The sequence below is a fragment of the Burkholderia sp. Bp9090 genome (genome assembly GCF_003857985.1).
Lineage (GTDB): Bacteria > Pseudomonadota > Gammaproteobacteria > Burkholderiales > Burkholderiaceae > Burkholderia.
Window position 1 is genome coordinate 51,929 of the sequence record NZ_QTPV01000040.1, and the last position, 23,657, is coordinate 75,585.

A 23,657-nucleotide genomic window follows, 5' to 3' on the forward strand; every position below is an offset into this window, starting at 1 on the left:
TGACCGGCACATCCAAACGGTATTTCCGCCGCGCCTGCGCTTCACCTAAAGTCACTTCATGCCAAGTCAGAACAGCCGGCCCGCCCGGCGATGGAGGTGACAGTGAACGCTCCCCGGTCGCATGCCAGCGACGATGTCCAACAGGTCGCGACCGACCTGATCAGCGCCGAACGGGCGGTCGCCTTCGCGGCCACGCTCGACCATCCGGTCGTTCCCGCCGTGGGCGACGCGTTGCTGCCCGCCTGGCACTGGCTGTATTTCTGGTCGATCGCGCAGCAGGCCGAACTCGGCCCGGACGGCCATCCGCGCAAGGGCGGCTTCCTGCCGGATCTCGGGCTGCCGCGGCGCATGTGGGCCGGCGGCCGGCTGACGTTCGAACGCCCGCTGACGATCGGCGCGATCGCGACGCGCACGTCGCGCGTGCTGTCCGTCGAACGCAAGGAAGGCCGCACCGGCACGCTCGGCTTCGTGACCGTCGAGCACGTGATCGAATCCGCGGGTGAAGTCGCGATCCGCGAGGAACACGACATCGTCTATCGCGGCGCGGCCGCGCCCGGCGCCGCCACGCCCCCGCCGAAGGCCGCGCCCGACGCCGCGCAATGGCAGCGCGACATCACGCCGGACGAAGTCATGCTGTTCCGCTATTCCGCGCTGACCTTCAACGGCCATCGCATTCACTACGACCGCACCTACGTGCGCGACGTCGAAGGCTATCCGGACCTCGTCGTGCACGGCCCGCTGATCTCGACGCTGCTGCTCGACCTCGTGACGCGCTCGCTGCCCGGCGCGACGATCGTCGAATACGCGTATCGCGCGGTACGGCCGACCTTCCTCGGCAACACCTTCAGCGTGTGCGGCCGCCTCGCCGACGACGGCAAGACCATCGAGCTCTGGGCAAAAGATCACGACGGCTGGCTGACCATGTCCGCAACCGCGACCCTCGCCTGACTATTTCGAGCATTCCCCGATACGAAACATGAATCCTACCGACGCGTACCAAGACATTCGCGAAGCCGTTCGCGACCTGTGCGGCGAATTTTCCGCCGAGTATTTCCGCAAGATCGACGAGGAACGCGGCTATCCCGAAGCGTTCGTCGACGCGCTGACGAAAGCCGGCTGGCTCGCCGCGCTGATTCCGCAGGAATATGGCGGCTCGGGCCTCGGCCTGACCGAGGCGTCGGTGATCATGGAGGAAATCAATCGCGCGGGCGGCAACTCCGGCGCGTGTCACGGCCAGATGTACAACATGGGCACGCTGCTGCGCCATGGCTCCGCCGAGCAGAAACAACGCTATCTGCCGAAGATCGCGAGCGGCGAGTTGCGCCTGCAGTCGATGGGCGTGACCGAACCGACCACCGGCACCGACACGACCAAAATCAAGACGACGGCGGTACGCAAGGGCGATCGCTACGTGATCAACGGCCAGAAGGTGTGGATCTCGCGCGTGCAGCACTCCGACCTGATGATCCTGCTCGCGCGCACCACGCCGCTGTCGGACGTGCAGAAGAAGTCCGAAGGGATGTCGATCTTCATCGTCGACCTGCATCACGCGCTCGGCAACGGGATGACGGTGCGCCCGATCCCGAACATGGTGAACCACGAAACGAACGAGCTGTTCTTCGACAACCTCGAGATTCCCGCGGAGAACCTGATCGGCGAGGAAGGTCGCGGCTTCAAGTACATCCTCGACGGGCTGAACGCCGAGCGCACGCTGATCGCGGCCGAATGCATCGGCGACGGCTACTGGTTCGTCGACAAGGTGTCGCAGTACGTGAAGGATCGTGTCGTGTTCGGCCGCCCGATCGGCCAGAACCAGGGCGTGCAGTTTCCGATCGCCCGCTCGTTCGTCAACGTCGAGGCCGCGAGCCTGATGCGCTTCGAGGCCGCGCGCCGGTTCGACGCGCACGAGCCGTGCGGCGCGCAGGCGAACATGGCGAAGCTGCTCGCGGCCGATGCGTCGTGGGAAGCCGCGAACGCGTGCCTGCAGTTCCATGGCGGCTTCGGCTTCGCGTGCGAATACGACGTCGAACGCAAGTTCCGCGAAACGCGCCTGTACCAGGTCGCGCCGATCTCGACGAACCTGATCCTGTCGTACGTCGCCGAGCACATCCTCGGCCTGCCGCGTTCGTTCTGACGGGAGTGACGAGCATGCGCCCACTGGAAGGCATCAAGGTCGTCACGTTCGAGCATGCGATCGCCGCGCCGTTCTGCACGCGCCAGCTCGCCGATCTCGGCGCGCGCGTGATCAAGGTCGAACGGCCGGGCGTCGGCGATTTCGCGCGCGGCTACGACGAACGCGTGGCGGGGCTCGCGTCGCACTTCGTGTGGACCAACCGCTCGAAGGAAAGCCTCACGCTCGACGTCAAGCAGCCCGCGGCGCTCGACGTCGTACACAAGCTGCTCGCGGATGCCGACGTGTTCGTGCAGAACCTCGCGCCCGGCGCGACCCAGCGGCTGGGGCTCGATTACGACACGCTGCGCGAGCGCTATCCGCGGCTGATCGTCTGCGACATTTCCGGCTACGGGCTCGACGGCCCGTTCCGCGACAAGAAGGCGTACGACCTGCTGATTCAAAGTGAATCCGGATTCCTGAGCATTACCGGATCGAACGGCGAGCCGGCCAAGGCCGGCTGCTCGATCGCCGATATCGCCGCCGGCATGTATGCGTATACGAACATCCTCGCCGCGCTGATCGAGCGCGGGCGCACCGGGCGCGGCCGGCACATCGACGTGTCGATGCTCGAAAGCATGGTCGAGTGGATGAGCTATCCGCTCTACTACGCGATCGACGGCCAGTCGCCGCCGCGGCAGGCCGGCGCGTCGCACGCGACGATCTTTCCGTACGGCCCGTTCAGGGCCGGCGACGGCAACACCGTGATGCTGGGCCTGCAGAACGAGCGCGAATGGAAGCGCTTTTGCGAGACCGTGATCGGCATGCCCGAGCTGGCAGCTGACGAGCGCTTCGGGTCGAACAGCCGCCGCGTCGCGAATCGCGACGCACTCGCGGCCATCATCGTCGATGCGTTCTCGACGCTGACGTCCGCCGACGTGATCGACCGGCTCGAGCAGGCCGGCATCGCGAACGCGCGGATGAACGACATGCACGGCGTCTGGACGCATGCGCAACTCGCCGCGCGGCATCGCTGGACGCGGGTCGACACGCCCGCCGGCGAGATTCCTGCCCTGCTGCCGCCCGGCGTCGCGCCGGGCGACGATCCGCGCATGGACCCGGTGCCGGCGCTCGGCCAGCATACCGATGCCGTGCTGCGCGAGCTCGGCTATGCCGATGAACAGATTCACACGTTGCACGCATCCGGTGCCGTCTGACCGGGCCTTGCCGCGCTGATCGAAGCGCGCCCCTCACCCATGTTTCGAAGCGTCTCCGCGTCCGGTCACGGACGCGAGAGCGCCACATGACTGGAGACATCATGGCGAACACCGTCAATGCCGCCGGCCGGCTCGACCGGCTGCCGATTTCAAGGTTTCACTGGAAGATACTCGGCCTGATCGCCGGCGGCGCGTTCCTCGACGCGTTCGATATCTATCTCGCCAACGGCTCGGTCGCGGCGATGGTCAAGGAGGGATTCACCGACCTGCGGCATGGCGCGATGTTCGTGTCGTCGACGTTCGTCGGAATGATGATCGGGGCGTTCGTCGCGGGTTACGTCGGCGATCGGCTCGGGCGGCGCTATTCGTATCAGCTCAATCTGGCCGTGTTCGGGCTGGCTTCGATCGCCGCGTGTTTCGCGCCCGATATCGCGTGGCTGATCGTGCTGCGTTTCATCATGGGAATCGGGCTGGGCGCGGAACTGGTCGTCGCGGCCGGGACGCTCGCCGAGTTCGTGCCGCCCGAGACGCGCGGCAAGTGGGTGTCGCTGCTCGCGATCATCACCAACAGCGGGCTCTTCGCGGCGCTCGCCGCGGGGTACTGGATCATTCCTTATCTCGGCTGGCGGTACATGTTCGCGCTGGCGGGCGCCGGCGCGCTGGTCGTCTGGTTCATGCGCAAACGGATGCCGGAGTCGCCGCGCTGGCTCGAATCGGTCGGGCGGCTCGACGAGGCCGAGGCGACGCTTGCCGCGATCGAGCAGGAGGTCGGCCGGCAGGTCGGCACGCTGCCGCCCGTGCGGCGCACCGTCGACCTGCATGTCGGCAAGGTGCCGCTCGGCGTGCTGTTTTCGAAGGGGATGCGGGGCCGGACGATCGTCGCGGCGTTGACCGCCATCGGTGTGAACGTCGGGCTCTACGGCTTCATTGCGTGGCTGCCGACGTTCTTCGTCACGGAAGGGTTGTCCGTCGTCAAGTCGCTCGGGTTCGTGTTCCTGATGTCGATCGGCTCGCCGGTCGGCGGGTTGATCGGCTATCTGATCGCGGATCGGATCGGGCGGGCCAAGGGCATCGTGATCGCGTCGATTCTCAGCATCGCGCTCGGCTGGCTGTATGTGTCGCTGCGCGATACCACCGCGATCGTCGTGGTCGGCTTCTGTCTCGTCAGCGCGATCTACACGATCACGACGCTCGGGCTGTTCGGCTACATTCCCGAACTGTTCCCGACCGAAGTGCGGCTGCGCGGCACCGGTGTCGCGGGGATGTGCGGACGGATGTCGTCGATCGGCACGCCTGCGCTGGCCCTGGCGCTTTACCAGGCGTTCGGCGTATCGGGCGTGATCGCGATGGTCAGCGCGACGCTCGGCGTGCTGTGTGTCGCGATCGGGCTGCTGCGCGTCGAAACCGGGGGGCAGGCGCTGGAGGAAGTCGCGCCGGGGATGCAGGACGCGGAAGACGCCGCGGTCCACTCCGGCGTCAGGCAAGCCTGATTGCCGGCGGCGGCGAATATTCGGCGCTCGCTGCCGGGCGCCGGCGGCGAGCGGCGAGCGGCGAGCGGCGAGCGGCGGTGCGGCGGCCCGGACAAACAAGGGTTTCGCGTGGATTTCCTCTGATGTCCGCGTTCGCCCCTTCTTCAAGCGCACCCGCAAGTTGAACGACTGCACTGCCGCGCCAATCGCGCGTCAGACAGCAAGGTTCAAGCTCGACGTGGCGCACGAAGACCGCCCCGTCCATGTGCCTGTGACACACATACGCGCACGTAGCGCGCCGCCGATGCTGACATAAAATAGAAGCTATTCCTGACTGAAAAAAGGGGGCCGACATGAGGCGCCTCTATTTCCTCGTACCCGACACGCAGATGGCGAAGGCGATCGTGGATGACTTGCTGCGCGCTCGCATCATCTGGCGCCATATCCATGTCCTCGCGGATCACAGTGTCACGCTCGAAGAGTTACCCGAAGCGTCCTTGCTGCAAAGCAGCGATGTCGTGCACGCGCTCGAGCGCGGCGTCGCGCTCGGCGGCGCAACGGGCGCGCTCATCGGCCTCGTCGCGCTCGTCTACCCGCCTGCCGAGCTCGTGATCGCGGGCGGCGCCGTCGTCGCATTGACGGTGGCGGGTGCGGGCTTCGGGGCGTGGACGGCCGGGATGATCGGCATCGCCGAACCGAACGCGCGACTCGAGCGATTTCGGGAGGCGATCAAGGAAGGCCAGATTCTGATCATGGCCGACGTGCCGGCATTGCGAGAGCAGGAAATCGAGCAGATGATCGCCCAGCATTTTCCGAAGGCGGATCTGGAGGGCGGCGAGCCTACGTCACCGGTTTTTCCCTGACACGCGGAACCCGGCATGCACGGCGCCTGGGGCCGCCCCGCATCGAGCGGGTCGGCAGCAGGCAAGGGTGAAACCGGCATCCGTCCACGCAGACGATTTGTCGGAGTACTTAATTTACCCCGGCACGCCGGCACGAGGACGATTCCGTGACGGCCCCCTGCCCTTTTGGCGTTGCATCCGGTGAGATGCCCGTGACCGCGCAACGTCACGGCCTCCGTTCCCGTGTCGCGCAGCCGACGCCCGCCGCAAGCCGATCCTGAACAGAACACCGTACTGCCATGCGACGCGCAGGGTTTTTGCACCTTGCGTTGCCCCCCATATCTGCCATTCTGAATCGAATAGCCGACGTATTTTCGACGCGCGAGCCGTCAGCAAGGAGGTCGTATGGAACTGCACATTCAATCGCACCATTGGCAACGGCGCATGCCGGACTGGCTCGCCGCGGCCGTGGCCGGGCTTGCCGGGGGCGCCCTGGTGATCGTGCTCGAATTCTTCTGGTCGACCATGGTGCTCGATGAAAGTCCGTGGCAGCCGACCCACAAGATCGCGGCGATGGTGATGGGCCGTGGCGCGCTCGAACAGATGTCGGTGTTCAGCTTCAGCATCGTGGGAATGGCACTGCTGTTGCACTACGTGCTCGGCGCCATCATGGGGATGATCCTCGCCGCGATCATGGCGCCGTTCCGCTTCGATTCGAGCGTCGGCATGGAGGCCGTCATCGGGCTGGCTTTCGGGATCGTCGCGTACGTATGGAACTTCTACGTGATGACCGCCGTGTTCCCGTGGTTCATCTCGGAGCGGGGATCCGGACCGTTGCTGGCCAACCTGCTGTTCGGCGTGGTCACCGCCGTCGTCTACGGCATGCTCGAACGGCGCAAGCAGAACGCGATGCACTGACATGCCGTTGCTTCGCGCCGCGCGGGACGGCCGCCTCGACAACTCACGCCGGAGGCGGCCGTTTTGCATGTTGTCGCGGCAGGTGACGCCGTCCGTGGTGCGACGCGGGTATGGGGTGCTTCCCTCCTTCCTCTTGCGCTGCCTTGCGCGATGCAAGGCAGCAGACTACCTTTTTCTTTAGAGCCGCCGACGCCGCCTGGCGAATCGGTCCTGGTGGATTGCCGGCAAACAATCGTACGAAATTCGGCAAGGCGGCACGACGATGCCCGGAGCGCCGGTTGGCGGCTCCGGCGAGTGACGCGCGGCGAGGCGGCCCATGGTGCTTGCGATTGCCCTGATCGTGATCATCGCGTTGGCGGTGGGGTTTCACTTTGCCAGTCCCTGGTGGATCACGCCGATCGCGTCGAACTGGGTGCGCATGGACGACATGCTGACGATCACGCTCGTCATCACCGGCGCGTTCTTCATCGCCATCAACCTGTTCATCGCGATCGCGCTGATGCGCTACCGCCACCGCGGCGGGCATCGCGCGGCCTACGAGCCGCACAACAGGCGGCTGGAATGGTGGCTGATCGGCCTGACCGCCGTCGGCGTCGCGGCGTTGCTGGCGCCCGGTCTGTTCGTCTATGCCGACTACATCCGGCCGCCGCGCAACGTGCTGCAGATGGAGGTGCTCGGCCGGCAATGGCAATGGCGCTTCCGCTTCGCCGGCCCCGGCGGCAAGCTGGGCACGACGGATGTGCGCTATATCGGCAGCGACAATCCCTTCGGCCTGAACCCCGCCGACCCCAACGGCCGCGACAACTACCTGATCGAGACGCCCGAGGTCCATCTGCCGCTGAACCGGCCGATCCAGGTCCTGACACGGTCGCTCGACGTGCTGCACGACTTCTATGTCCCGCCGTTTCGTGCGCGCATGAACATGGTGCCCGGCATGGTGACGACCTTCTGGTTCACGCCGACCAAGGCAGGCCGTTACGACATCCTGTGCGCGCAGCTTTGCGGTGTCGGGCACGCGGGCATGCGCGGCGTGGTGGTGGTGGAAGACGATGCAGCGTTCTCGCGCTGGCTCGCGCAGCAGACCACCTTCGCGCAGCGGCAGCAGGCCAAGGTTCAGGCCGCGGCGGCAACGCCAGGCGGCAGCGCGCAGGCGCTTGCCGACCAGGGCAAGGCGCTCGCCGCGGCCAAGGGCTGTTTCGCCTGCCATACCGTGGACGGCAGCCCGCGCGTGGGTCCGACCTGGAAGGGCCTGTACGGCAAGACCGAAACGATGGCCGACGGCAGCACCGCGAAGGTGGACGACGCCTATCTGCGCGCCTTCATCCGCGATCCGGCGGCCCGCGTCGTGAAGGGCTATTCACCCATCATGCCGCATTTCGACCTGAGCGATCAGGAGCTGACCGCGCTGGTGACCTACATCGAATCGCAAGGCGGCCCGGCTGCCGGCAGCACGGCTGCCGGCAGCACGGCCAACCGCCAGCCCTAGCGGAGCAGACGCAATGCCCTACGCGCACCTCGACCACGCCCCGAAAAGCTTCTGGACCCGCTATGTCTGGAGCCAGGACCACAAGGTCATCGCCGTGCAGTATGCGCTGACGGCCATCGCCATCGGCCTGGTCGGCCTCGTCCTGTCGGACCTGATGCGGTTGCAGCTCGGCTTTCCCGGCAAGTTCAGCTTCATCGATGCCAACCACTACTACCAGTTCGTCACCATGCACGGGATGATCATGGTGATCTACCTGCTGACCGCGCTGTTCCTCGGCGGCTTCGGCAACTACCTGATCCCGCTGATGCTGGGCGCGCGCGACATGGTGTTCCCGTTTCTCAACATGCTGAGCTTCTGGGTCTACCTGCTCGCCGTGCTGGTGCTGGTGGCGAGCTTCTTCGTGCCGGGCGGGCCGACCGGCGCGGGCTGGACGCTGTATCCGCCCCAGGCCATCCTGCCCGGCACGCCGGGCGTCGAATGGGGCATCGTGCTGATGCTCGTGTCGCTGGCGATCTTCATCGTCGCGGCAACCATGGGCGGCCTGAACTACGTCACCACGACGCTGCAGGCGCGCACGCGCGGCATGACGCTGATGCGCATGCCGCTCACGGTGTGGGGCATCTTCATCGCGACCATCATGGCGCTGCTGGCGTTTCCGGCGCTGTTCGTGTCGGCCGTGATGATGCTGCTCGACCGGACGCTCGGCACCAGTTTCTTCATACCGGCCGTGGTGTCGATGGGGCAGTCGCTCAAGCATGCCGGCGGCAGCCCGCTGCTGTTCCAGCACCTGTTCTGGTTCTTCGGGCATCCGGAGGTCTACATCGTCGCACTGCCGGCCTTCGGCATCGCGTCGGACCTCATCAGCACCCACGCGCGCAAGAGCATCTTCGGCTACCGGATGATGGTGTGGGCCATCGTCGTCATCGGCGCACTGAGCTTCGTGGTGTGGGCGCACCACATGTTCGTCGCCGGCATGGATCCGTACTTCGGTTTCTTCTTTGCCACCACCACGCTCATCATCGCCATCCCGACCGCCCTCAAGGTCTACAACTGGGTGCTGACGCTGTGGCGCGGCGATATCCACCTGACCGTGCCGATGCTGTTTGCCATCGGCTTCATCAGCACCTTCGTGCTGGGCGGGCTGACCGGGCTCTACCTCGGCAACGTGAGCGTGGACATTCCGCTGTCGAACACGTACTTCGTGGTCGCGCACTTCCATATGGTGATGGCCGTGTCGCCGATCCTGGTGGTGTTCGGCGGCCTCTACCACTGGTATCCGAAGGTGACGGGCCGCATGCTCGACGACAGGCTCGGGCGCGCGCACTTCTGGATCACCTTCCTCGGCACGTACGCGATCTACTTCCCGATGCACTATCTCGGCATCCTCGGCATGCCGCGGCGGTATTACGCGTACGAGGGCTACAGCTTCATTCCGCATTCGGCGCAGACGCTCAACACGTTCATCACCGTCGCCGCGCTGATCGTGGGGGTCGCACAGTTGCTGTTCCTGTACAACCTGGCGTGGAGCCTCGTACGCGGCAAGCGTGCCGACGGCAATCCGTGGCGGGCCACCACGCTGGAATGGCAGACGCCGCAAACGCCGCCGGTGCACGGCAACTGGGGCGCCGCGCTGCCGGTCGTCTACCGTTGGGCGTACGAATACAGCCCGCCAGGACAAGCGGAAGACTTCGTCCCCCAAAACCAGCCGCCTGCAACGGCGCCGGAGCCGGAACCGGCCCGCCCGACGGTTCAACCCGGCGAGGCACGCAAATGACCACGCTGCCGCGCCCCTTCGTTCCCGACACGCCGCCGCCCGTCCTGCCGAATGCGAGCCGCGTCGGCCTGATCGTGTTCATGGCCGTGGCGACGGCCTTGTTTTCATTGCTGCTGCTCGCCTACGGCATGCGCATGCGCGAGCCCGACTGGCAGCCGATCCCGCATCCGGCGCTGCTGTGGTGGAACACCGGCGCGCTCGCGCTGGCCAGCGTCGCCATGCAGCGTGCCCGGCAGCTGACCGGGCATCGCGTGGCGTGGCTGGTGGCCGGCGGCGTGCTGGCCGCCGTGTTCGTGATCGGGCAACTGATCGCCTGGCGCATGCTGTCGGCGGCCGGGCAAACCGTCGTCGCCAATCCTTCCAACAGCTTCCTCTACCTGCTCACCGGCCTGCACGGACTGCACGTGCTGGGCGGGCTGGCGGCCTGGGCCGTGACGATCGCGCAGCGCCGGCGTGCGGATCCGTTCCGCGCCCAGCGCGCCATTTCGCTGTGCGCGCTCTACTGGCATTTCCTGCTGGCGGTCTGGCTCGTGCTGCTGGCGGCAATGTGGTGGCTCACCCCCGCGGTTGTCGCCGCCATCTGCGGACCGCTGTATGGAGCCGCGCCATGACCTCGCCTCCGCTCCCGCCCGAATCCGCCGCCACCCCGCCCGCCGACGCCGGGCCCGACGGCTGGCGCGGCATCGTCACGGACTGGTCGGCCGACCGCGAAGCCTTCAAGGTGCCGTGGGGCAAGGCGATGATGTGGATCTTCCTGCTGTCGGACACCTTCGTGTTCAGCAGCTTCCTGATCGGCTACATGTCGGTGCGCATGTCGACCACGGCGCCGTGGCCCGACCCGTCGAAGGTGTTCGGGCTCACCGTGGCCGGCGTCGAGGTGCCCTTGCTGCTGATCGCGATCATGACGTTCACGCTGATCACCAGCAGCGGCACCATGGCGATGGCCGTGAATTTCGGCTATCGGCGCAATGCCCGGCGCGCCGCCGCGTTGTTGCTGGCGACCGCGCTGCTCGGCGTGACCTTCGTGTCGATGCAGGCCTTCGAATGGACCAAGCTGATCGTCCATGAAGGCATCCGCCCGTGGGGCAACCCGCTGGGCGCCACGCAGTTCGGCGCATGCTTCTTCATGATCACCGGGTTCCACGGCTTTCACGTGACCTGCGGCGTGATCTACCTGCTGCTGATCGCACGCAAGATCCTGCAGCCGGGGTTCACCGAGCACGGCAACTTCCAGATCGTCGAGATCGCCGGCCTGTACTGGCACTTCGTCGACCTGGTGTGGGTGTTCATCTTCGCGCTGTTCTATTTGTGGTGAGGCAGGCCATGGACCACACCGATCCCGCCGATCGACCCGACGCCGCGCACGGCCAGCAGCACCCGATCGGCATCTACCTGAAAATCTGGGGCCTGCTGTTCGTCCTGAGCACGTTGTCGTACCTGGTCGACTACTTCAAGGTGCAAGGCGTGGTGCGCTGGGTGCTGATCGTCGTGCTCATGATCGCCAAGGCCGGGCTGATCGTGTCGATCTTCATGCACATGATGTGGGAGCGGCTGGCGCTGGTGTACGCGATCCTGATACCGCCGCTGTGCCTGCTGGTGCTCATGGTGCTGATGGCGGCCGAGGCGCATCACACGTTCGGCATGCGGGCGCTCTTCTTTCATTGATCGCGTCGCCGGTTCGTTCTTCCGGCGGCGAACGCTTCGGATCACGTACGATCTGGCTCTGCGCGAGGAGGGGGATGGGGACAACGCGCGCCTGGCGCGTGCCCGCGTGCAGCCGAACGTTTGGAATTGGACGCTGGCCAGCACGCAGGCATGTGTGACGAGAGGATGCGCACTGCCGCGAGCAGCGCGCATCCCCCGGAGGGCGGCGATCAGTAGGCCGCCACCTTTTCGGTATTGCGTCGTTCCACGGACGTCCTGGATTTCGCCACTGCCGTGATGAACAACATGGTGGCGATGCCGCCGGCGATCAGTGCCGGGTAAGCGGCCAGAATCTGGACCAGGGAATACTTCCAGCTCAACGGGCGCCCGACGCCAAGCATTGCCGCATAGAACCACGAGACGGCGGAAATCACGCCCGCGAAAATGGCAACCATGCGCCGTTCGAACGAAAGCTTCAGCAAGGATCCCGCTTTCCGCAATGCCGGCAGGACCGCGGAGTGCAGTGCGATACCGTTGAAGGTCAGCAACGCGACGATGCCGATCTTGGCCTGCAGCTTGGGATTGCCGAGATACCGGAGACCCTGGGTCCGCATGTCGAACGCAATGATCGCGATGCCGGTGATCCAGAGAATCGTCAGCGCCAACGTGACGGTGCGCTGCAGGCTGGCCAGATGAACCTGGGCAGGATCGGTAGGCGCGTCTGTATCCAGCAGTTGCCTGACCATGGCAATGTCGCTGGTCAGCACGAGACCAATCGCGACACAGCAGGCAATGAGATGAACATAGACGATTCCCATTCGTACGAATTCCATTTTCTGTCCTTTATCGGCGCGGTGCGCAAAGTTAAGTTGTACCGTCGTGAATCTGGGCGAATTCCGTCGATACATATTTAGGATTGCGACGCAAACATCAAAATTCGATCATGGATTCCGCTATCAAGCTGGCTCCAGTTCGGCATGACATGAACAACGTGGTGAGCCCATTCCGGTGCGTCTGGTCGCAACGGGCTGAATGCAGTCGAACCGACACCCATCGCGAGTTCGACCACTTGATCAAGCCCGCACGGCGTGCAGACTTGTAGTGTCGGATGGCTGGCCATCCGGGTATCCGGCATGCGTGACTTGCAGATTGAAAAGTCGCCCGAGTGCCGGATGCTGCTGGGCGACGGGCAAAATTTAAAACAGCGAGCCCTGACGAATCAACCCGAGTTGTTACGAAATGCAAAGGACGTAACGAGCGCTGAATGCGCCGAGAGAAGGGTCGGACCGGGCGCAATTTCTGCTGATACGGAGTATGCGGAATTGTTCTGACCTGGATTCCGGCACTGATTGATGGGTCACGTCTTTTTACATTTGAGCGGTAAATAGTAAAGGGGTCGCAGTTCGGAGTGCATATTGCGAAACTTTCATATGTTGAATAGGGAAATTCTCGGTCATTCGGGATATTGTCGAGCATTGATTTTCTCAGACGAAACGCCAACGGCATCGGGCGTTGATGCACCGATCAGTGCCTGAAAATCTGCGCGGTTTGCCGAGAGATCTCCCGTCTCTTCCTTCGCATTACGCCGTCTGGCGGGGCTGAGCGTCAAACCGGCAGTGACGGCGGAGACACCGACCAGGTCGACATGACCAAAATCGGATGGCCCGAATTTTTTAGGGTATGGTTCCGCAATAAATCGAAGCAGATCGCGCGATCGGCCGAAAGAATATTTTTGACGACTGGCAGGAAGTAAAAATCGCGGACGTCAAAAATCAAAAATACCCTGATTACCCGAAATCAAAACCATGCCTTGCAAATAACTTTCGATCAAGGCCGGGAAATCCCGCCGGATCGAGATTCGTCGATGGCGGCTGAGGAAGTCGAGCCTCATTCGCAAAGCGCCGCTCGTGCGTCGGTTTGAGCGTTCACCAAACGCCGCTGCAACGTGCTCGTGCGCGTCGAGCGCGGTCGCCCCTCGGATTGCCTTCTCCCGGCAGTCCCCGTCGAATCCGGGAATAACCGTCGTGTGCTCACGGTATTGCAGGAAACACGAACCGGGTGACCCCTATGGACATCATCGACACGGCCCATGCAACGGATACCAAACAGGAATCGCCCGCGGTGCGCACACCGCACCGTGAATCGAAAGTCCGGATGCAATCCGTGCTGCGCGGTTTCCAGCTCGGATCGGGCGTGGTGCTGCTGACCTATCTCTTTCTGCACCTGATCAATCACGCACTCGGAATCTGGTCCCTCGAACTCGCCGGACGCGGTCTCGTGCTGGCGTTGCGGCTCTGGCGCAGCGCACCGGGGACGTTCGTGCTGTACGGCGCGGCTTCGCTTCATTTTGCGCTGGCGTTGCACACGATATACGGGCGCCGCCACTGGACCCTGCCGCCCGCCGAATGGCTCCGCCTCTGGGCAGGCCTCAGCCTGCCGCTGCTGCTGATCCGCCACGCGGTGACAACCCGGCTCGCGTCCTCGCTCTACGGCTTCGAGCCGGACTACGAGCGTGTCGTCACCGTGCTGCTCACCAGCGGCACGCAGGGCCTGCAACTGGCACTGCTCGCGCCCGGCTGGATACACGGATGTCTCGGACTGTGGTTCCGGTTGCGCCATCATCCGTGGGCGTGCCGCGCCAAACCCGCGCTGCTGGCATTCGTCGCCCTGCTGCCGTTGCTCTCCGCGGGCGGCTTTGTTCATATGATGCGCGTCGTCGAGGCGAAGGGCTCGCTGTATCTGCCCCCCGATCCGAAACTGGTTTCACACCAGTTCGCCCTTGACGCGTGGCGTCACTATCTCGTCACCCTCTACGTGTGCCTGATCATCGGCGCGTTGATCGCGGGCCTGTTGCGCAACCGCCTTGAACGTCGACGATTGCAGAACGCGTGACGAAGATCGGGAAGCTCCGGCCGAGCGGCGGCGGCCGGCACGCCTCATCCCCGTCGATCAGGGTTGACGTTTGCCGCGACCACCGGCGGGTTTCCCGGCCGGCTTGCGTGAACCCGCAGCCGCCTTGCCGGCGGGTTTGCCGCGCGGCTTTTGCACGCTGAACGGACTGCCGCTCAACACGCTTGCCGCCTTACCCGCGGCGCCGGCACGCTGCCCCTCGGCCTTGCGCTTGCCGTCCCCACCTTGCGGCTTCGGCTTCTTGCCGGCCGCCGGCATGGCACCCGCCCCACCTTGCGGCACCTTGGGCTTCTTCGGCTTTTTGGGCTTCTTGATGATCTGCCCCGTCGCGCTGGTTTCCGGCACGCGGTGTTCGGCTTCGAAACCCGGCTCCTCTTCACGGCGCAGCGTCTGCCGGATCAGCGCTTCGATCGCGGCCAGCTGCGGCGCTTCATCGGCACACACCAGCGACACCGCCACGCCGCTGGCGCCCGCGCGGCCGGTACGGCCAATACGGTGCACATAGTCTTGCGCGACGATCGGCAGATCCACGTTGATCACCAGCGGCAGGTCGTCGATATCCAGCCCGCGCGCCGCCACATCCGTCGCGACCAGCATCTGCACTTCGCGCGTCTTGAAGCGCTCCAGCGCACGCAGGCGCGCGGGCTGCGGCTTGTCGCCGTGGATGGTGTCGACCGCATAGCCGGCTTCATCCAGCATCGCCGCCAGGTAGTCCACGCCATTGCGGGTCTTGACGAACACCAGCGCGTGGTCCCAGTTGTTCTCGGCCACCAGGTGCATGAAGAGGTCGGGCTTGTTGCGCTTGTCCACCGGCACGACCCACTGCTTGATCTTGCTGGCCGTGACGTTGGGCGGGCTGACGCTGATATCGACCGGGCTGTGCAGAATGGTCGCCGCCATCGCGCGAATATCGTCGGTAAACGTGGCGGAGAACAGCAGCGTCTGGCGCCGGGCGGGCAACGCAGCAAAGACGGCGTTGAGTTCGCGCGCAAAACCCAGATCGAGCATCCGGTCGGCTTCGTCCAGCACCAGCGCCTGCACCTGATCGAACTGCACCGCGTTCTGCCGGTTGAGGTCCAGCAGACGGCCCGGCGTGGCAACGAGCACATCCACGCCCTTGCGCAGCTTCATCATCTGCGGGTTGATGCTCACACCGCCGTAGGCGGCCAGGAACCGCAGGTCGAGGCCCTTGCCGTACGCGACGAAGCTCTGCAGCACCTGTTCGGCCAGCTCACGCGTGGGCACCAGCACCAGGACACGCGCACGGTTGCTGGACACCGCCGGCCCGTGTTGCACCAGCCGCTGCAACAGCGGCAGCGCGAAACCCGCCGTCTTGCCGGTGCCGGTCTGCGCCGCGGCCATGACGTCCTTGCCGCCGAGCACCGCGGGAATCGCCTTGGCCTGCACCGGCGTCGGTGTCTGGTAATTGAGGTCCTGCAGATTACGCAGCAAGGGATCGATCAGGCCAAGCGAGGCAAAAGACATGGACGTGTTCCGGGCTAAAACCGCAATTCTAGCCGTTACCGCCGCGGCGACCGCATCGCGCGGGCCGAACGCCGCGCCGCGCGATGCGGCGTCACCGGTCCGGTTTCGGCGCGCCGCGCGTGAACGGCTGCGGCCGCCTGCCCGCCGCCTGGCGATCGATCATCCAGCCGGGATAGCCGGCAGGCACCGCACTGACCGCATCAAGATGCGCGAGTTCGTCTCCGGTCAGCGCAACATCGGCCGCGCCGAGATTGTCTTCGAGCTGTTCGACCCGTTTGGCGCCGATGATGACGCTCGTGACATGCGGCTTGGCGAGCAACCACGCGAGCGCGATCCGCGCGACCGACACACCGCGCGCGTCGGCGATGGCGCGCATCGCGGCAACGCACGGCCAGGCCCGCTCGAGATCGACCGGCGGAAAATCGAAATGGCTGCGCCGCGACCCTGCTTCGGCCGGCGCCCCGGGGCCGAACTTCCCCGAAAGCAGTCCCCCGGCGAGCGGCGACCAGACGAGCAGGCTCATCTGCTCGTCGACCGCGAGCGGCACCAGTTCGTGCTCCACGTCACGTCCGGCGATCGAATAGTAGGCCTGCAGCGTCTCGAAGCGCGTCGCATGGAGCGCCTGGCTGAGCCCGAGCGCCTTGCCGATCTTTCCGGCGCGCCAGTTCGAGACGCCGACATGGCGAACCAGCCCCTGCCGCGTCAGATCGTCGAGCGCCCGCAGCGTCTCTTCGATCGGCGTGACGGGATCGTTCGCGTGTATCTGGTAGAGATCGATGTGGTCGACCTGGAGCCGTTCCAGGCTTCGCTGCACGGAATCCATGATGTGGCCGCGCGACGCCCCCTGATCGTTGGGCTTCGGGCCCATCACGCCCGCCGTCTTCGTCGCCAGCACGATCTCGCCGCGCGGCACGCCGAGGTCCCGGAGCGCCTGTCCGACGAGGCGTTCCGACTGACCGAACGAGTAGATGTCGGCGGTATCGATGAAGTTGATGCCCTCGGCCAGTGCGCGGGAAATCAGCCGGGTCGCGTCGTCCTGGCCGACCGCGCCGATCGACGCCCACATGCCGGCATCGGCATTGCCGCCCAGCGTCATCGTGCCGAGACACAGCTCGGAGACATACAGGCCCGTGCGGCCCAGTTGCTTGTATTTCATGGCCGTTTCCTCATGGTCGGCTGGAACGCATGCGGTGGCGTCCGGTCAGGTGCCCCGCACGCCGGGATGTCAGCTGATTCGCGCGTGTCCTGCCCGAAACTGTCCGGCGATCGTTGCGACGCGTGCGCCATAGCGGCGTGCCGTCTCGAGATCCCCCGGCGACATCTCGTCGGGCGACGCGTCGGCCGGCGTCTGCGCCATCGGCGCGAGATAGGAGCCCATGCGATTCAGGTCGTCGCGCATCGACGCCTTCAGGTTCGCCGGCTTGATGTCCATGCTCACCCAGACACCGCCGTGCTGCCCGGCGAGCAGCACGAAGTATTCGAGCGTATTGAGCTTGTCGCCGTTGACGCTCGCGCTATTGGTGAAGCCGCCGAAGATCTTGTTGCGCCACCGGCCGTCGAACCAGGCCTTCGACGATGCGTCGGCGAACTTCTTGAACTGCCAGCTGGGGCCGCCCATGTAGGTCGGCGAGCCGAACAGGATGGCGTCGGCGCCCGCGAGCGTGTCCCACGCGTCCGGTGCGATGTTTCCGTCGGCGTCGATTGCGACGAGGACGGCGCCCGCGCCCTCGGCGACAGCCGTTGCCATACGCCGGGTATGCCCATAGCCGGAGTGGTAGACGACGGCCGTCTTAACCGGTGCGATGTGTTGTGTCATGGTTGCGCCCTTTCGTTCAGGTGGTCGTCGGGAGACGACATCGGAAAGCACTCTACTGAGTCGCAATTGAGTTATAAATGACGGCCGATTGAACGTTCTGTTACTCACCGAGTGAACAATGCAAAACCTCGATGCGCTGTTGATCTTTGCCCGTGTCGCCGAAATGACGAGCTTCACGCGGGCGGCCGAAAGCCTGGGCATCCAGAAGGGACGTGTCTCGATGGTGATCCGTCGACTCGAGCGCGACGTGGGCGTTGCACTGTTGCATCGGACGACGCGGAGCGTGCAGCTGACCGAGGACGGACGCGCGTTCTATTCGCGCGCACGGGACCTGCTGGCCGAAGTCCAGGAATTGCAATCGATGTTCTCCGGCAACGGCTCGCGACTGCGGGGAAGATTGCGCGTCGACATGCCGACCGAACTGGCCCGCAGTGTCGTGGTTCCCGCACTCCCGCAACTGATGGCCGCGCATCCGGAGCTGGAACTGGAGCTGTCGAGCACCGATCGGCGTGTCGATCTCGTCCAGGAAGGCTTCGATTGCGTGATCCGTCTGGGCCCGATCGTCGACGACACGCTGATCGCGCGACCGCTGGGCCGGCTGCGCATGATCAATGCGGCGAGCCCCGGCTACCTGGCGCGATACGGCGTACCGCATACGCTCGACGATCTGCTCGGCCAGGGACACCGGATGGTCCACTACACGCTGACACTCGGCGCGCGTCATCCGGGATGGGAGTACCCGGACGGCACCGGCTATGCATCGCTGCCGTTGCCGAGCGCGATGCAGGTCAACAGCGTGCAGACCTATCACGCTGCCGGGCTGGCCGGCATCGGCTTGATCCAGGCCGGGTATTCAGGGGTCGCGGCTCACATCGAAAGCGGCGCGCTGGTGGAGGTGCTGCCCGATCTGCGCCCGGAGCCGCTGGCCGCGTGGCTCGTCGTGGCCCATCGGCGCAATCTGTCGCCGCGCGTTCGGGCGTTCATGGACTGGATCGAGCGGGTGCTGGAACCGTATTTCGACTGAGGGCGGCGCGGCGGATCGGCTCGGGGGGCATGGCCCGTGGCCGGGAAACCGATGAGGCTGCTCATGCGGTTGGCCGGGCCGCCGACATGGGGCGCCTGCAAGCTGCGCCGTAACCGGCGACCTCGCGTCGTGACGCCGCAGCTAATCCTTCGGCGCGGGCGGCAGAGGAATCCAGTGCGTGTACGCCGACTGCAGCAGCGCGACGTCGTCGAATCGAGCGACGACCGCAAATCCTCGTGAATCCCACGCCAACACATTAGACGCCGAGTCCGCATCCTGACGCGTCGGGCGGTGCTGATCCGCCGGAATCCAGTTCTGGCCCTGACGTGCCCCCTGCCATCCATCCCAGGCGGCCGCCGCACGTGTTCCCCTGACGTAGCCGCCCTGGTCCCGAACGCGATAGGCCAGGTCGGCGCGATATTCCACCGGCGCGTCGCGGAACCACCATTGTTCAAAAAGCTCTCTCTCGGTGCTCACCGACTTCTCCAGTGACGCAGCTTCAGCTTGAATCCGCGGCCGCGAATTCGGCTACGCCCAGCACCGTGCAATTCGCGTTCCTGCGGCCTCGCAGGCTGACTTCGTCGCCCATCAGGCCGAATCGGACTGCCCTCGGCACAGCGCGAACCCAGCCCGCCATCCCGCCAGCATATCGCGATGTGCTGCAACGATGCTGGGCGGCACGCGGCATCGTCGTCATGGATTGCGCCATGAGTCGAAGACCGCTTGCTGGCCTACCATGCGCCGAACTTCGCTTGAATGTCAAAGCATCGACACGTTCCCGATTTGGCACGAAGCGCGGCGAAGTCACGCTCCGGTCAAGTCGATGCCGCGGGGATGGCAGTCGCAAAAGTCAAAGGTACTCACGGAGTACGAATTGCCCATGAATCGACTGGAAACGTGGTGTTTATAGGCGAATTTGCCCGACTGTCGACGAGCATACTTGAGACCGCGACGACCATCCCGCACACGCCACCGAACTTCAGCTTTCCCGTGCGTCGGACCGCACGAGACTCGCCCGCACCTTGACGTCAGAGGGTCATCAACAATCGCAACTGGTGTTCGGTTTCCGTTCCCTTGACCAGCGCATAACATCGCGTCTCCCGTCGCTCGATCGCAGAAAGGCCTTCAGCATCGGAGAAGGTGTTCCATGCGACGCCGTCGATACTTGCCCATTCTCCGCGGGTTCGCGCAAAGGCGCGCAACAGCGGACTGGCTTCACGGCGCAGAACGACACGGTCCGCATTCAGCACACAGGTCGACCAGCCACCGCGGAGGATCAGGTAACAGGGTACCGAACGGTGATCAATTCTCGTGAGCACAGTTGTTTCTTCCATTTTCATCGCGACGAGGTCCAACGGTTCGCATTGCAGACGAAGTTATCGACCCGATCGAAGCGTGCGCGGCAACGGCCGGATGGTGAAGCCGGCCGGATCGCGACACATCCTGACGGCGGACGCTTCTGCTCGTGCGGCCCCGCACGGCAGCCCCGCTCGCGACAACCAGACAGGGAGGAGCCCATGCTCTTCAATACGACACGCTTCCGGATCGATCCGACGCCCCGCAGGGCCGATGGCGAGTACATCGCACATGCGAGAATCACCACGACGCTGCTGGACGGAGGTGAGAGAGAGGTGCATTCCAGCGGCGATCTGGCCGGCTTCGATGCGCGCGACGATGCGATTGCGTACGCGACGCAATGGGCGCAGGGATGGCTGGCCGCTCAATTTGGCTGAAGGCAAGAAGGCGGTGGCGCAGCTGTGGCTCGAGCGTCGGGCATCGTGGCTGCGTTACCGCCTGGGATGCTTCATTTCCTCGGCTTCCATCGCGGCGAGTCGCTCTTCACTTGCGGATACGGGTTCCATGGCTTCGTCGATCGAAGTCAATGCATATTCGCAGGCCAGTTTCACTTCTTCAACGGTAGTCTCTGGCTGCTCGTCGTCGCCAGGCGGCGGGGAAAGCATGTCTGCGAGCATCATGGCCAACTCGGGGGTGTCCCATGGTTCGCCTTTTTGCGCCTTCTTCTTTATATAGTGCCGGATTTCCGCGTCTTGCTCGGGCGAGAGTGGAAGGTGTCGAAACGTGTTGCCTGGGTTAGCGTCAATCATGTGTTGCTCCGAAATTCGAATGCGACTCCCGTGGGCTGCTCCCTGCCATGCGCGTGCACCCGGAACAAGACGAGAACGAAGGAGCAGCTTCCTATTTTCGGCAGCGCGAATCCTGAATGCGTTCGAGGCGCACCAAAAGCTCGTCCACCTGCAGTGCGAGGACCTTGCTTCGCTCGGATTGTGTGCGGAGCTTGTCGAGCTTGACTCTCCAGTACGCGGGATCGTTCACGGACGATCGGTTGATGAAGGCGTGTTGCGCTTGCTCGAGCAGCCCGACCGATCGTCTGATATGGGCCAACTCGCGTTCCGCGTCGCAGTACCAGCTCATGTTTGCCGCCTTCCGATCATGATTTTCATCCTGGTTGCTGCACGGCGCGACGCGCGTACCGATCATTCTTCCTGCCGCTGCGCGGCGGCCGGCCGGCATGCTGCCTGCGTCGTCCGGCCGCGGTACCGCATGCCGGGGATCGGGATGGCGCCGTAATGCCCCCCTCGGCCGGCACGCTGTTCCCGCCGTTCTTCTAGTACATCTTGCGGGGCGGCAACATGCGCTTCGCCCGCAAGCGCTGCCGGGCAACGGCACTGGCTTTTTTCCGCTTGCGCTCCGTCGTGGGCTTTTCGTAGCTGGTGCGACTGCGCAACTCGCGAATCAGCCCGGTCTTCTCGATACCGCGCCGGAAGCGCCGCAGCGCGACATCGATGGGTTCGTTGATCTTCAGTGTAATGGTTGTCATGTAATGCCTGTTGGAAAACGTTCGAATAAAACTAGCCGAGTCGTGTCATGACGGTGCTCGCTATCGCGTCGGATTCGAACTCCGAATACCCGGCTCCGATCGAAAATGCGCGCACCGCCGCGAACATCTGCAGCTCTTGTTGATGGCACCGCGCAGAATGGGTCATTCCAGCGGGCAGGACAGCATCGCTCCGAGTGAGCTTGCACCGCTGGACCAGATCGAGAAGCTCGTCGACGATCATTTCGCCCTCCAAATTGATGGCAAGTCACGCTGCCATGCGAGTCGTGTCAGAGGGCGTCCGAAAAGAAGGCCAGCTTTTCGCGATCGTCGTCAATGACGCGCTCGGCATAGCGCAGTGACGCACGCCGTGCGTCACCGGCAGTGTCGAACGGGCCGTCGCCGACGAGCCTGAAAGTCTGGCTCTGCGTCAGCGTGTCGGTGGTGCCGCGAAGACAAATCTTGACCGCTGCGTCGAAGCCGGCCTCGTAGTTGTGCGGCAAGCCATCCAGCGCAGGCACGTGCGGGTAAATCAGTGGATAGATCTCGAATCCACGGTAGATATGCATGCTCATCATGAACTCCTGACGATCGCTTCTCGGCGACTCGCAAGGACGAGCGTAGGCAGCCAGCATCGCCTGATGCATGGCGCGACGGGTCGTGGTGAAAGGGACAAACGTTGCGCGCGAGGCAATGCGCGACGCAACACGGTGGCAGGTGGAGGGCGAGCGGTCGAACAGCAAAAGGAGGCTCGAACGAAACCATCATACGCGCATCGTCGATCGGGTGTCCATCTTATTTCGACCGCGACGAGGCAGATGACGAAGTGCGTTGTCGCGCCGTGATCGCGGCTCACCCCATGCCGTCGTGCCCTGTTTCGTCGAAACGCTTTCGCCGTGGCGAGTCGACCAGATGAAGACCACGCCGATCACCGTCGTCGACGAGCATCTTCCCGGCGACCAGACTTTTGCATCTCCACCATCTTCCGTCAGTCGACCGAATACAGAAGCAACGCCGCCTGATGCTTGCCGCCCAGGCATGCACGCACCCGTTCATTGATCCGACGATAGCGGACAGCCGTGGCCACCCCGACTCACGCCGCCGATCATTCGCCGGCGGCGGCGTTCGATCCGGCGTTGACGGCTGCAGCCAGCGCGGCGATCCGCTCGGCGCGCAACAGCACCGGCCGATCGACCATCTTCCCGTCGACCGTCACCACGCCGCCGTTCGAATCGCGCATCGCATCGAGCACCCGCCGCGCCCAGCGCGCTTCGTCGTCGCTCGGTCGAAAGCATCGGTGCACGAACCCGATCTGCTTCGGATGGATGCACAGCTTCGCGCCGAATCCCAACTGCTTGCCGTTGAATGCATCGCGCGCGATACGCTCGCCGTCATCGATATCCGGCGTCACGCCGTCGACCGGCGATTCGATCCCGGCCACCCGCGAGATCAGCGCGAGTTGCGAGCGGAAGTGATTGAGCGAAACGCCATCGTCCGACATGCCCATGTCCGCGATGAAATCGAGCGTGCCGAACATCAACCGCTCGACGTACGGCGCTTTCGCAACATCGAGCGCGTTCCACATGCCGTGTGCGCTTTCGATCAACGGATAGACCGGCACACGCCGGCGCGCGAGCGCAACGGCAGCGCACACGTCGTCGGCACGCTCGGCCTTCGGCAGCACGATACCGGCCACGCCCTTCAACGCGCCGAGCGCGGCATCGGCCTCGAACCATCGCGTGTTCCGCGCGTTGATCCGCACGAGCACCGGATGCTCGGGCGAAACCCACGCCGCTATCGCATCGCGCGCCGCCACTTTCGCCTCCGGCTCGACGGCATCCTCGAGGTCGATGATGATCGCATCGGCGCCGCTTGCGAGCGCCTTGTCGAAGCGCTCCGGCTTGCTCCCCGGCACGAACAAATACGACTGGGCCGGCGCCACGCGGCCACCGCCGGCGCGCATCGCGGCATCAGACGGCATCGACCACCTCCGGAACCCGTTCGAACAGATTGCCGACGAGGCCGTAGTCGGCCACGCTGAAGATCGGCGCTTCCGGATCCTTGTTGATCGCGACGATCACCTTCGAATCCTTCATGCCGGCCAGATGCTGGATCGCACCCGAGAT

The 23,657-nt window shown here is 64.7% G+C and carries 26 protein-coding genes and 1 pseudogene; 14 read left to right on the top strand and 13 right to left on the bottom strand.

The features are described from left to right. Positions 1-90: 90 nt before the first annotated feature. The 11 genes from DIE16_RS28140 to DIE16_RS28190 all read left to right on the top strand — a co-directional run bounded on the left by DIE16_RS28140 (position 91) and on the right by DIE16_RS28190 (position 11,481). Positions 91-948 (top strand): MaoC family dehydratase N-terminal domain-containing protein, encoded by an 858-nt coding sequence (locus DIE16_RS28140; protein WP_185735527.1) that lies wholly within the window; start codon positions 91-93, stop codon positions 946-948. A 28-nt stretch (positions 949-976) separates the two neighbouring features. Further along, entirely contained in the window at positions 977-2,134 is a 1,158-nt protein-coding gene (locus tag DIE16_RS28145; RefSeq protein WP_124893845.1) for an acyl-CoA dehydrogenase family protein, read from the top strand. 14 nt (positions 2,135-2,148) lie between these two features. Then, positions 2,149-3,327 carry a CaiB/BaiF CoA-transferase family protein gene (locus DIE16_RS28150; RefSeq protein ID WP_124893846.1) on the top strand — a complete coding sequence of 393 codons (1,179 nt, stop codon included), beginning with the start codon at positions 2,149-2,151 and terminating at the stop codon, positions 3,325-3,327. A gap of 101 nt (positions 3,328-3,428) precedes the next feature. Continuing rightward, entirely contained in the window at positions 3,429-4,817 is a 1,389-nt protein-coding gene (locus tag DIE16_RS28155; protein ID WP_124893859.1) for an MFS transporter, read from the top strand. Between the two features lie 332 nt (positions 4,818-5,149). Next, positions 5,150-5,659 carry a hypothetical protein gene (locus tag DIE16_RS28160; RefSeq protein ID WP_044846925.1) on the top strand — a complete coding sequence of 170 codons (510 nt, stop codon included), beginning with the start codon at positions 5,150-5,152 and terminating at the stop codon, positions 5,657-5,659. Between the two features lie 384 nt (positions 5,660-6,043). Continuing rightward, the gene (locus DIE16_RS28165) at positions 6,044-6,556 is read left to right on the top strand and encodes a hypothetical protein (protein WP_044846926.1); all 513 of its coding nucleotides are present in this window, start codon (positions 6,044-6,046) and stop codon (positions 6,554-6,556) included. 316 nt (positions 6,557-6,872) lie between these two features. Further along, on the top strand, positions 6,873-8,042 hold the full coding sequence (locus tag DIE16_RS28170; protein WP_124893847.1) for a c-type cytochrome: 1,170 nt from the start codon (positions 6,873-6,875) through the stop codon (positions 8,040-8,042). Between the two features lie 13 nt (positions 8,043-8,055). Beyond that, a complete protein-coding gene (gene ctaD, locus DIE16_RS28175; RefSeq protein ID WP_124893848.1) occupies positions 8,056-9,816 on the top strand; it encodes a cytochrome c oxidase subunit I in 1,761 nt (586 codons plus the stop codon). Next, positions 9,813-10,427: a cytochrome c oxidase subunit 3 gene (locus DIE16_RS28180; protein WP_124646118.1), complete on the top strand. Its 615-nt coding sequence runs from the start codon at positions 9,813-9,815 to the stop codon at positions 10,425-10,427. The genes ctaD and DIE16_RS28180 overlap by 4 nt, the downstream gene beginning before the upstream one ends. After that, positions 10,424-11,131 (top strand): heme-copper oxidase subunit III family protein, encoded by a 708-nt coding sequence (locus DIE16_RS28185; RefSeq protein WP_124893849.1) that lies wholly within the window; start codon positions 10,424-10,426, stop codon positions 11,129-11,131. The genes DIE16_RS28180 and DIE16_RS28185 overlap by 4 nt, the downstream gene beginning before the upstream one ends. An 8-nt stretch (positions 11,132-11,139) precedes the next feature. Beyond that, a complete protein-coding gene (locus DIE16_RS28190) occupies positions 11,140-11,481 on the top strand; it encodes a cytochrome C oxidase subunit IV family protein (RefSeq protein WP_044846931.1) in 342 nt (113 codons plus the stop codon). Between the two features lie 209 nt (positions 11,482-11,690). Here the strand turns inward: DIE16_RS28190 and DIE16_RS28195 are convergent, their stop codons facing one another. Then, a complete protein-coding gene (locus tag DIE16_RS28195; RefSeq protein WP_260426232.1) occupies positions 11,691-12,278 on the bottom strand; it encodes a hypothetical protein in 588 nt (195 codons plus the stop codon). A gap of 1,336 nt (positions 12,279-13,614) precedes the next feature. On the opposite strand from DIE16_RS28195, the gene DIE16_RS28200 reads away from it, so the two are divergent. Next, on the top strand, positions 13,615-14,352 hold the full coding sequence (locus tag DIE16_RS28200) for a hypothetical protein (protein WP_124893860.1): 738 nt from the start codon (positions 13,615-13,617) through the stop codon (positions 14,350-14,352). Positions 14,353-14,409: 57 nt separating this feature from the next. On the opposite strand, the gene DIE16_RS28205 is transcribed toward DIE16_RS28200, so the two are convergent. The 3 genes from DIE16_RS28205 to DIE16_RS28215 all read right to left on the bottom strand — a co-directional run bounded on the left by DIE16_RS28205 (position 14,410) and on the right by DIE16_RS28215 (position 17,671). Next, entirely contained in the window at positions 14,410-15,855 is a 1,446-nt protein-coding gene (locus DIE16_RS28205; protein WP_185640857.1) for a DEAD/DEAH box helicase, read from the bottom strand. Between the two features lie 91 nt (positions 15,856-15,946). Continuing rightward, positions 15,947-17,011, bottom strand: coding sequence for an aldo/keto reductase (locus tag DIE16_RS28210; protein ID WP_124893851.1), 1,065 nt, complete (start codon positions 17,009-17,011; stop codon positions 15,947-15,949). A 69-nt stretch (positions 17,012-17,080) separates the two neighbouring features. Continuing rightward, positions 17,081-17,671 (bottom strand): flavodoxin family protein, encoded by a 591-nt coding sequence (locus DIE16_RS28215; protein ID WP_124519974.1) that lies wholly within the window; start codon positions 17,669-17,671, stop codon positions 17,081-17,083. Positions 17,672-17,789: 118 nt separating this feature from the next. Here DIE16_RS28215 and DIE16_RS28220 point away from each other — a divergent pair, with 118 nt between their 5' ends. Continuing rightward, positions 17,790-18,695, top strand: a complete 906-nt coding sequence (locus DIE16_RS28220) for a LysR family transcriptional regulator (RefSeq protein ID WP_124893852.1) — start codon at positions 17,790-17,792, stop codon at positions 18,693-18,695. 141 nt (positions 18,696-18,836) lie between these two features. On the opposite strand, the gene DIE16_RS28225 is transcribed toward DIE16_RS28220, so the two are convergent. Together DIE16_RS28225 and DIE16_RS28230 are read right to left on the bottom strand one after the other, a co-directional pair. Then, positions 18,837-19,172: a hypothetical protein gene (locus DIE16_RS28225; protein ID WP_124893853.1), complete on the bottom strand. Its 336-nt coding sequence runs from the start codon at positions 19,170-19,172 to the stop codon at positions 18,837-18,839. 551 nt (positions 19,173-19,723) lie between these two features. Then, on the bottom strand, positions 19,724-20,035 hold the full coding sequence (locus DIE16_RS28230) for a hypothetical protein (RefSeq protein ID WP_260426231.1): 312 nt from the start codon (positions 20,033-20,035) through the stop codon (positions 19,724-19,726). A 177-nt stretch (positions 20,036-20,212) separates the two neighbouring features. On the opposite strand from DIE16_RS28230, the gene DIE16_RS28235 reads away from it, so the two are divergent. Next, positions 20,213-20,428, top strand: a complete 216-nt coding sequence (locus tag DIE16_RS28235; protein WP_044846937.1) for a hypothetical protein — start codon at positions 20,213-20,215, stop codon at positions 20,426-20,428. Between the two features lie 54 nt (positions 20,429-20,482). Here DIE16_RS28235 and DIE16_RS28240 read toward each other — a convergent pair whose 3' ends face one another. From DIE16_RS28240 to DIE16_RS28270, 7 genes and pseudogenes are all read right to left on the bottom strand, one after another. Further along, entirely contained in the window at positions 20,483-20,800 is a 318-nt protein-coding gene (locus tag DIE16_RS28240; RefSeq protein ID WP_044846938.1) for a hypothetical protein, read from the bottom strand. Between the two features lie 91 nt (positions 20,801-20,891). After that, complete coding sequence (locus tag DIE16_RS28245; RefSeq protein ID WP_260434458.1) at positions 20,892-21,194, bottom strand: hypothetical protein; 303 nt, start codon at positions 21,192-21,194, stop codon at positions 20,892-20,894. A gap of 127 nt (positions 21,195-21,321) precedes the next feature. Further along, positions 21,322-21,534, bottom strand: a complete 213-nt coding sequence (rpsU, locus tag DIE16_RS28250; protein WP_124487370.1) for a 30S ribosomal protein S21 — start codon at positions 21,532-21,534, stop codon at positions 21,322-21,324. Between the two features lie 31 nt (positions 21,535-21,565). Further along, the gene (locus tag DIE16_RS28255) at positions 21,566-21,775 is read right to left on the bottom strand and encodes a hypothetical protein (protein WP_044846941.1); all 210 of its coding nucleotides are present in this window, start codon (positions 21,773-21,775) and stop codon (positions 21,566-21,568) included. 46 nt (positions 21,776-21,821) lie between these two features. Then, complete coding sequence (locus tag DIE16_RS28260) at positions 21,822-22,106, bottom strand: hypothetical protein (protein ID WP_124519976.1); 285 nt, start codon at positions 22,104-22,106, stop codon at positions 21,822-21,824. Positions 22,107-22,636: 530 nt separating this feature from the next. Then, a complete protein-coding gene (locus DIE16_RS28265) occupies positions 22,637-23,512 on the bottom strand; it encodes a CoA ester lyase (protein WP_124893854.1) in 876 nt (291 codons plus the stop codon). Then, positions 23,502-23,657, bottom strand: a pseudogene (locus tag DIE16_RS28270) (electron transfer flavoprotein subunit alpha/FixB family protein); the annotation flags it as partial. The gene DIE16_RS28265 and the pseudogene DIE16_RS28270, both read right to left, overlap by 11 nt.

Excerpts from the sequence above, each read along its gene's own strand:
- DIE16_RS28255 (WP_044846941.1), bottom strand. The coding sequence starts at position 21,775 with ATGATCGTCGACGAGCTTCTCGATCTGGTCCAGCGGTGCAAGCTCACT.
- DIE16_RS28245 (WP_260434458.1), bottom strand. The coding sequence starts at position 21,194 with ATGATCGGTACGCGCGTCGCGCCGTGCAGCAACCAGGATGAAAATCAT.
- DIE16_RS28260 (WP_124519976.1), bottom strand. The coding sequence starts at position 22,106 with ATGAGCATGCATATCTACCGTGGATTCGAGATCTATCCACTGATTTAC.
- DIE16_RS28155 (WP_124893859.1), top strand. The coding sequence starts at position 3,429 with ATGGCGAACACCGTCAATGCCGCCGGCCGGCTCGACCGGCTGCCGATT.
- DIE16_RS28145 (WP_124893845.1), top strand. The coding sequence starts at position 977 with ATGAATCCTACCGACGCGTACCAAGACATTCGCGAAGCCGTTCGCGAC.
- DIE16_RS28200 (WP_124893860.1), top strand. The coding sequence starts at position 13,615 with ATGCAATCCGTGCTGCGCGGTTTCCAGCTCGGATCGGGCGTGGTGCTG.
- ctaD (WP_124893848.1), top strand. The coding sequence starts at position 8,056 with ATGCCCTACGCGCACCTCGACCACGCCCCGAAAAGCTTCTGGACCCGC.
- DIE16_RS28170 (WP_124893847.1), top strand. The coding sequence starts at position 6,873 with ATGGTGCTTGCGATTGCCCTGATCGTGATCATCGCGTTGGCGGTGGGG.
- DIE16_RS28150 (WP_124893846.1), top strand. The coding sequence starts at position 2,149 with ATGCGCCCACTGGAAGGCATCAAGGTCGTCACGTTCGAGCATGCGATC.
- DIE16_RS28195 (WP_260426232.1), bottom strand. The coding sequence starts at position 12,278 with ATGGGAATCGTCTATGTTCATCTCATTGCCTGCTGTGTCGCGATTGGT.
- DIE16_RS28140 (WP_185735527.1), top strand. The coding sequence starts at position 91 with ATGGAGGTGACAGTGAACGCTCCCCGGTCGCATGCCAGCGACGATGTC.
- DIE16_RS28220 (WP_124893852.1), top strand. The coding sequence starts at position 17,790 with ATGCAAAACCTCGATGCGCTGTTGATCTTTGCCCGTGTCGCCGAAATG.
- DIE16_RS28210 (WP_124893851.1), bottom strand. The coding sequence starts at position 17,011 with ATGAAATACAAGCAACTGGGCCGCACGGGCCTGTATGTCTCCGAGCTG.
- DIE16_RS28240 (WP_044846938.1), bottom strand. The coding sequence starts at position 20,800 with ATGATTGACGCTAACCCAGGCAACACGTTTCGACACCTTCCACTCTCG.
- DIE16_RS28230 (WP_260426231.1), bottom strand. The coding sequence starts at position 20,035 with ATGAAAATGGAAGAAACAACTGTGCTCACGAGAATTGATCACCGTTCG.
- DIE16_RS28205 (WP_185640857.1), bottom strand. The coding sequence starts at position 15,855 with ATGTCTTTTGCCTCGCTTGGCCTGATCGATCCCTTGCTGCGTAATCTG.
- DIE16_RS28165 (WP_044846926.1), top strand. The coding sequence starts at position 6,044 with ATGGAACTGCACATTCAATCGCACCATTGGCAACGGCGCATGCCGGAC.
- DIE16_RS28215 (WP_124519974.1), bottom strand. The coding sequence starts at position 17,671 with ATGACACAACACATCGCACCGGTTAAGACGGCCGTCGTCTACCACTCC.
- rpsU (WP_124487370.1), bottom strand. The coding sequence starts at position 21,534 with ATGACAACCATTACACTGAAGATCAACGAACCCATCGATGTCGCGCTG.
- DIE16_RS28180 (WP_124646118.1), top strand. The coding sequence starts at position 9,813 with ATGACCACGCTGCCGCGCCCCTTCGTTCCCGACACGCCGCCGCCCGTC.
- DIE16_RS28160 (WP_044846925.1), top strand. The coding sequence starts at position 5,150 with ATGAGGCGCCTCTATTTCCTCGTACCCGACACGCAGATGGCGAAGGCG.
- DIE16_RS28235 (WP_044846937.1), top strand. The coding sequence starts at position 20,213 with ATGCTCTTCAATACGACACGCTTCCGGATCGATCCGACGCCCCGCAGG.
- DIE16_RS28265 (WP_124893854.1), bottom strand. The coding sequence starts at position 23,512 with ATGCCGTCTGATGCCGCGATGCGCGCCGGCGGTGGCCGCGTGGCGCCG.
- DIE16_RS28190 (WP_044846931.1), top strand. The coding sequence starts at position 11,140 with ATGGACCACACCGATCCCGCCGATCGACCCGACGCCGCGCACGGCCAG.
- DIE16_RS28185 (WP_124893849.1), top strand. The coding sequence starts at position 10,424 with ATGACCTCGCCTCCGCTCCCGCCCGAATCCGCCGCCACCCCGCCCGCC.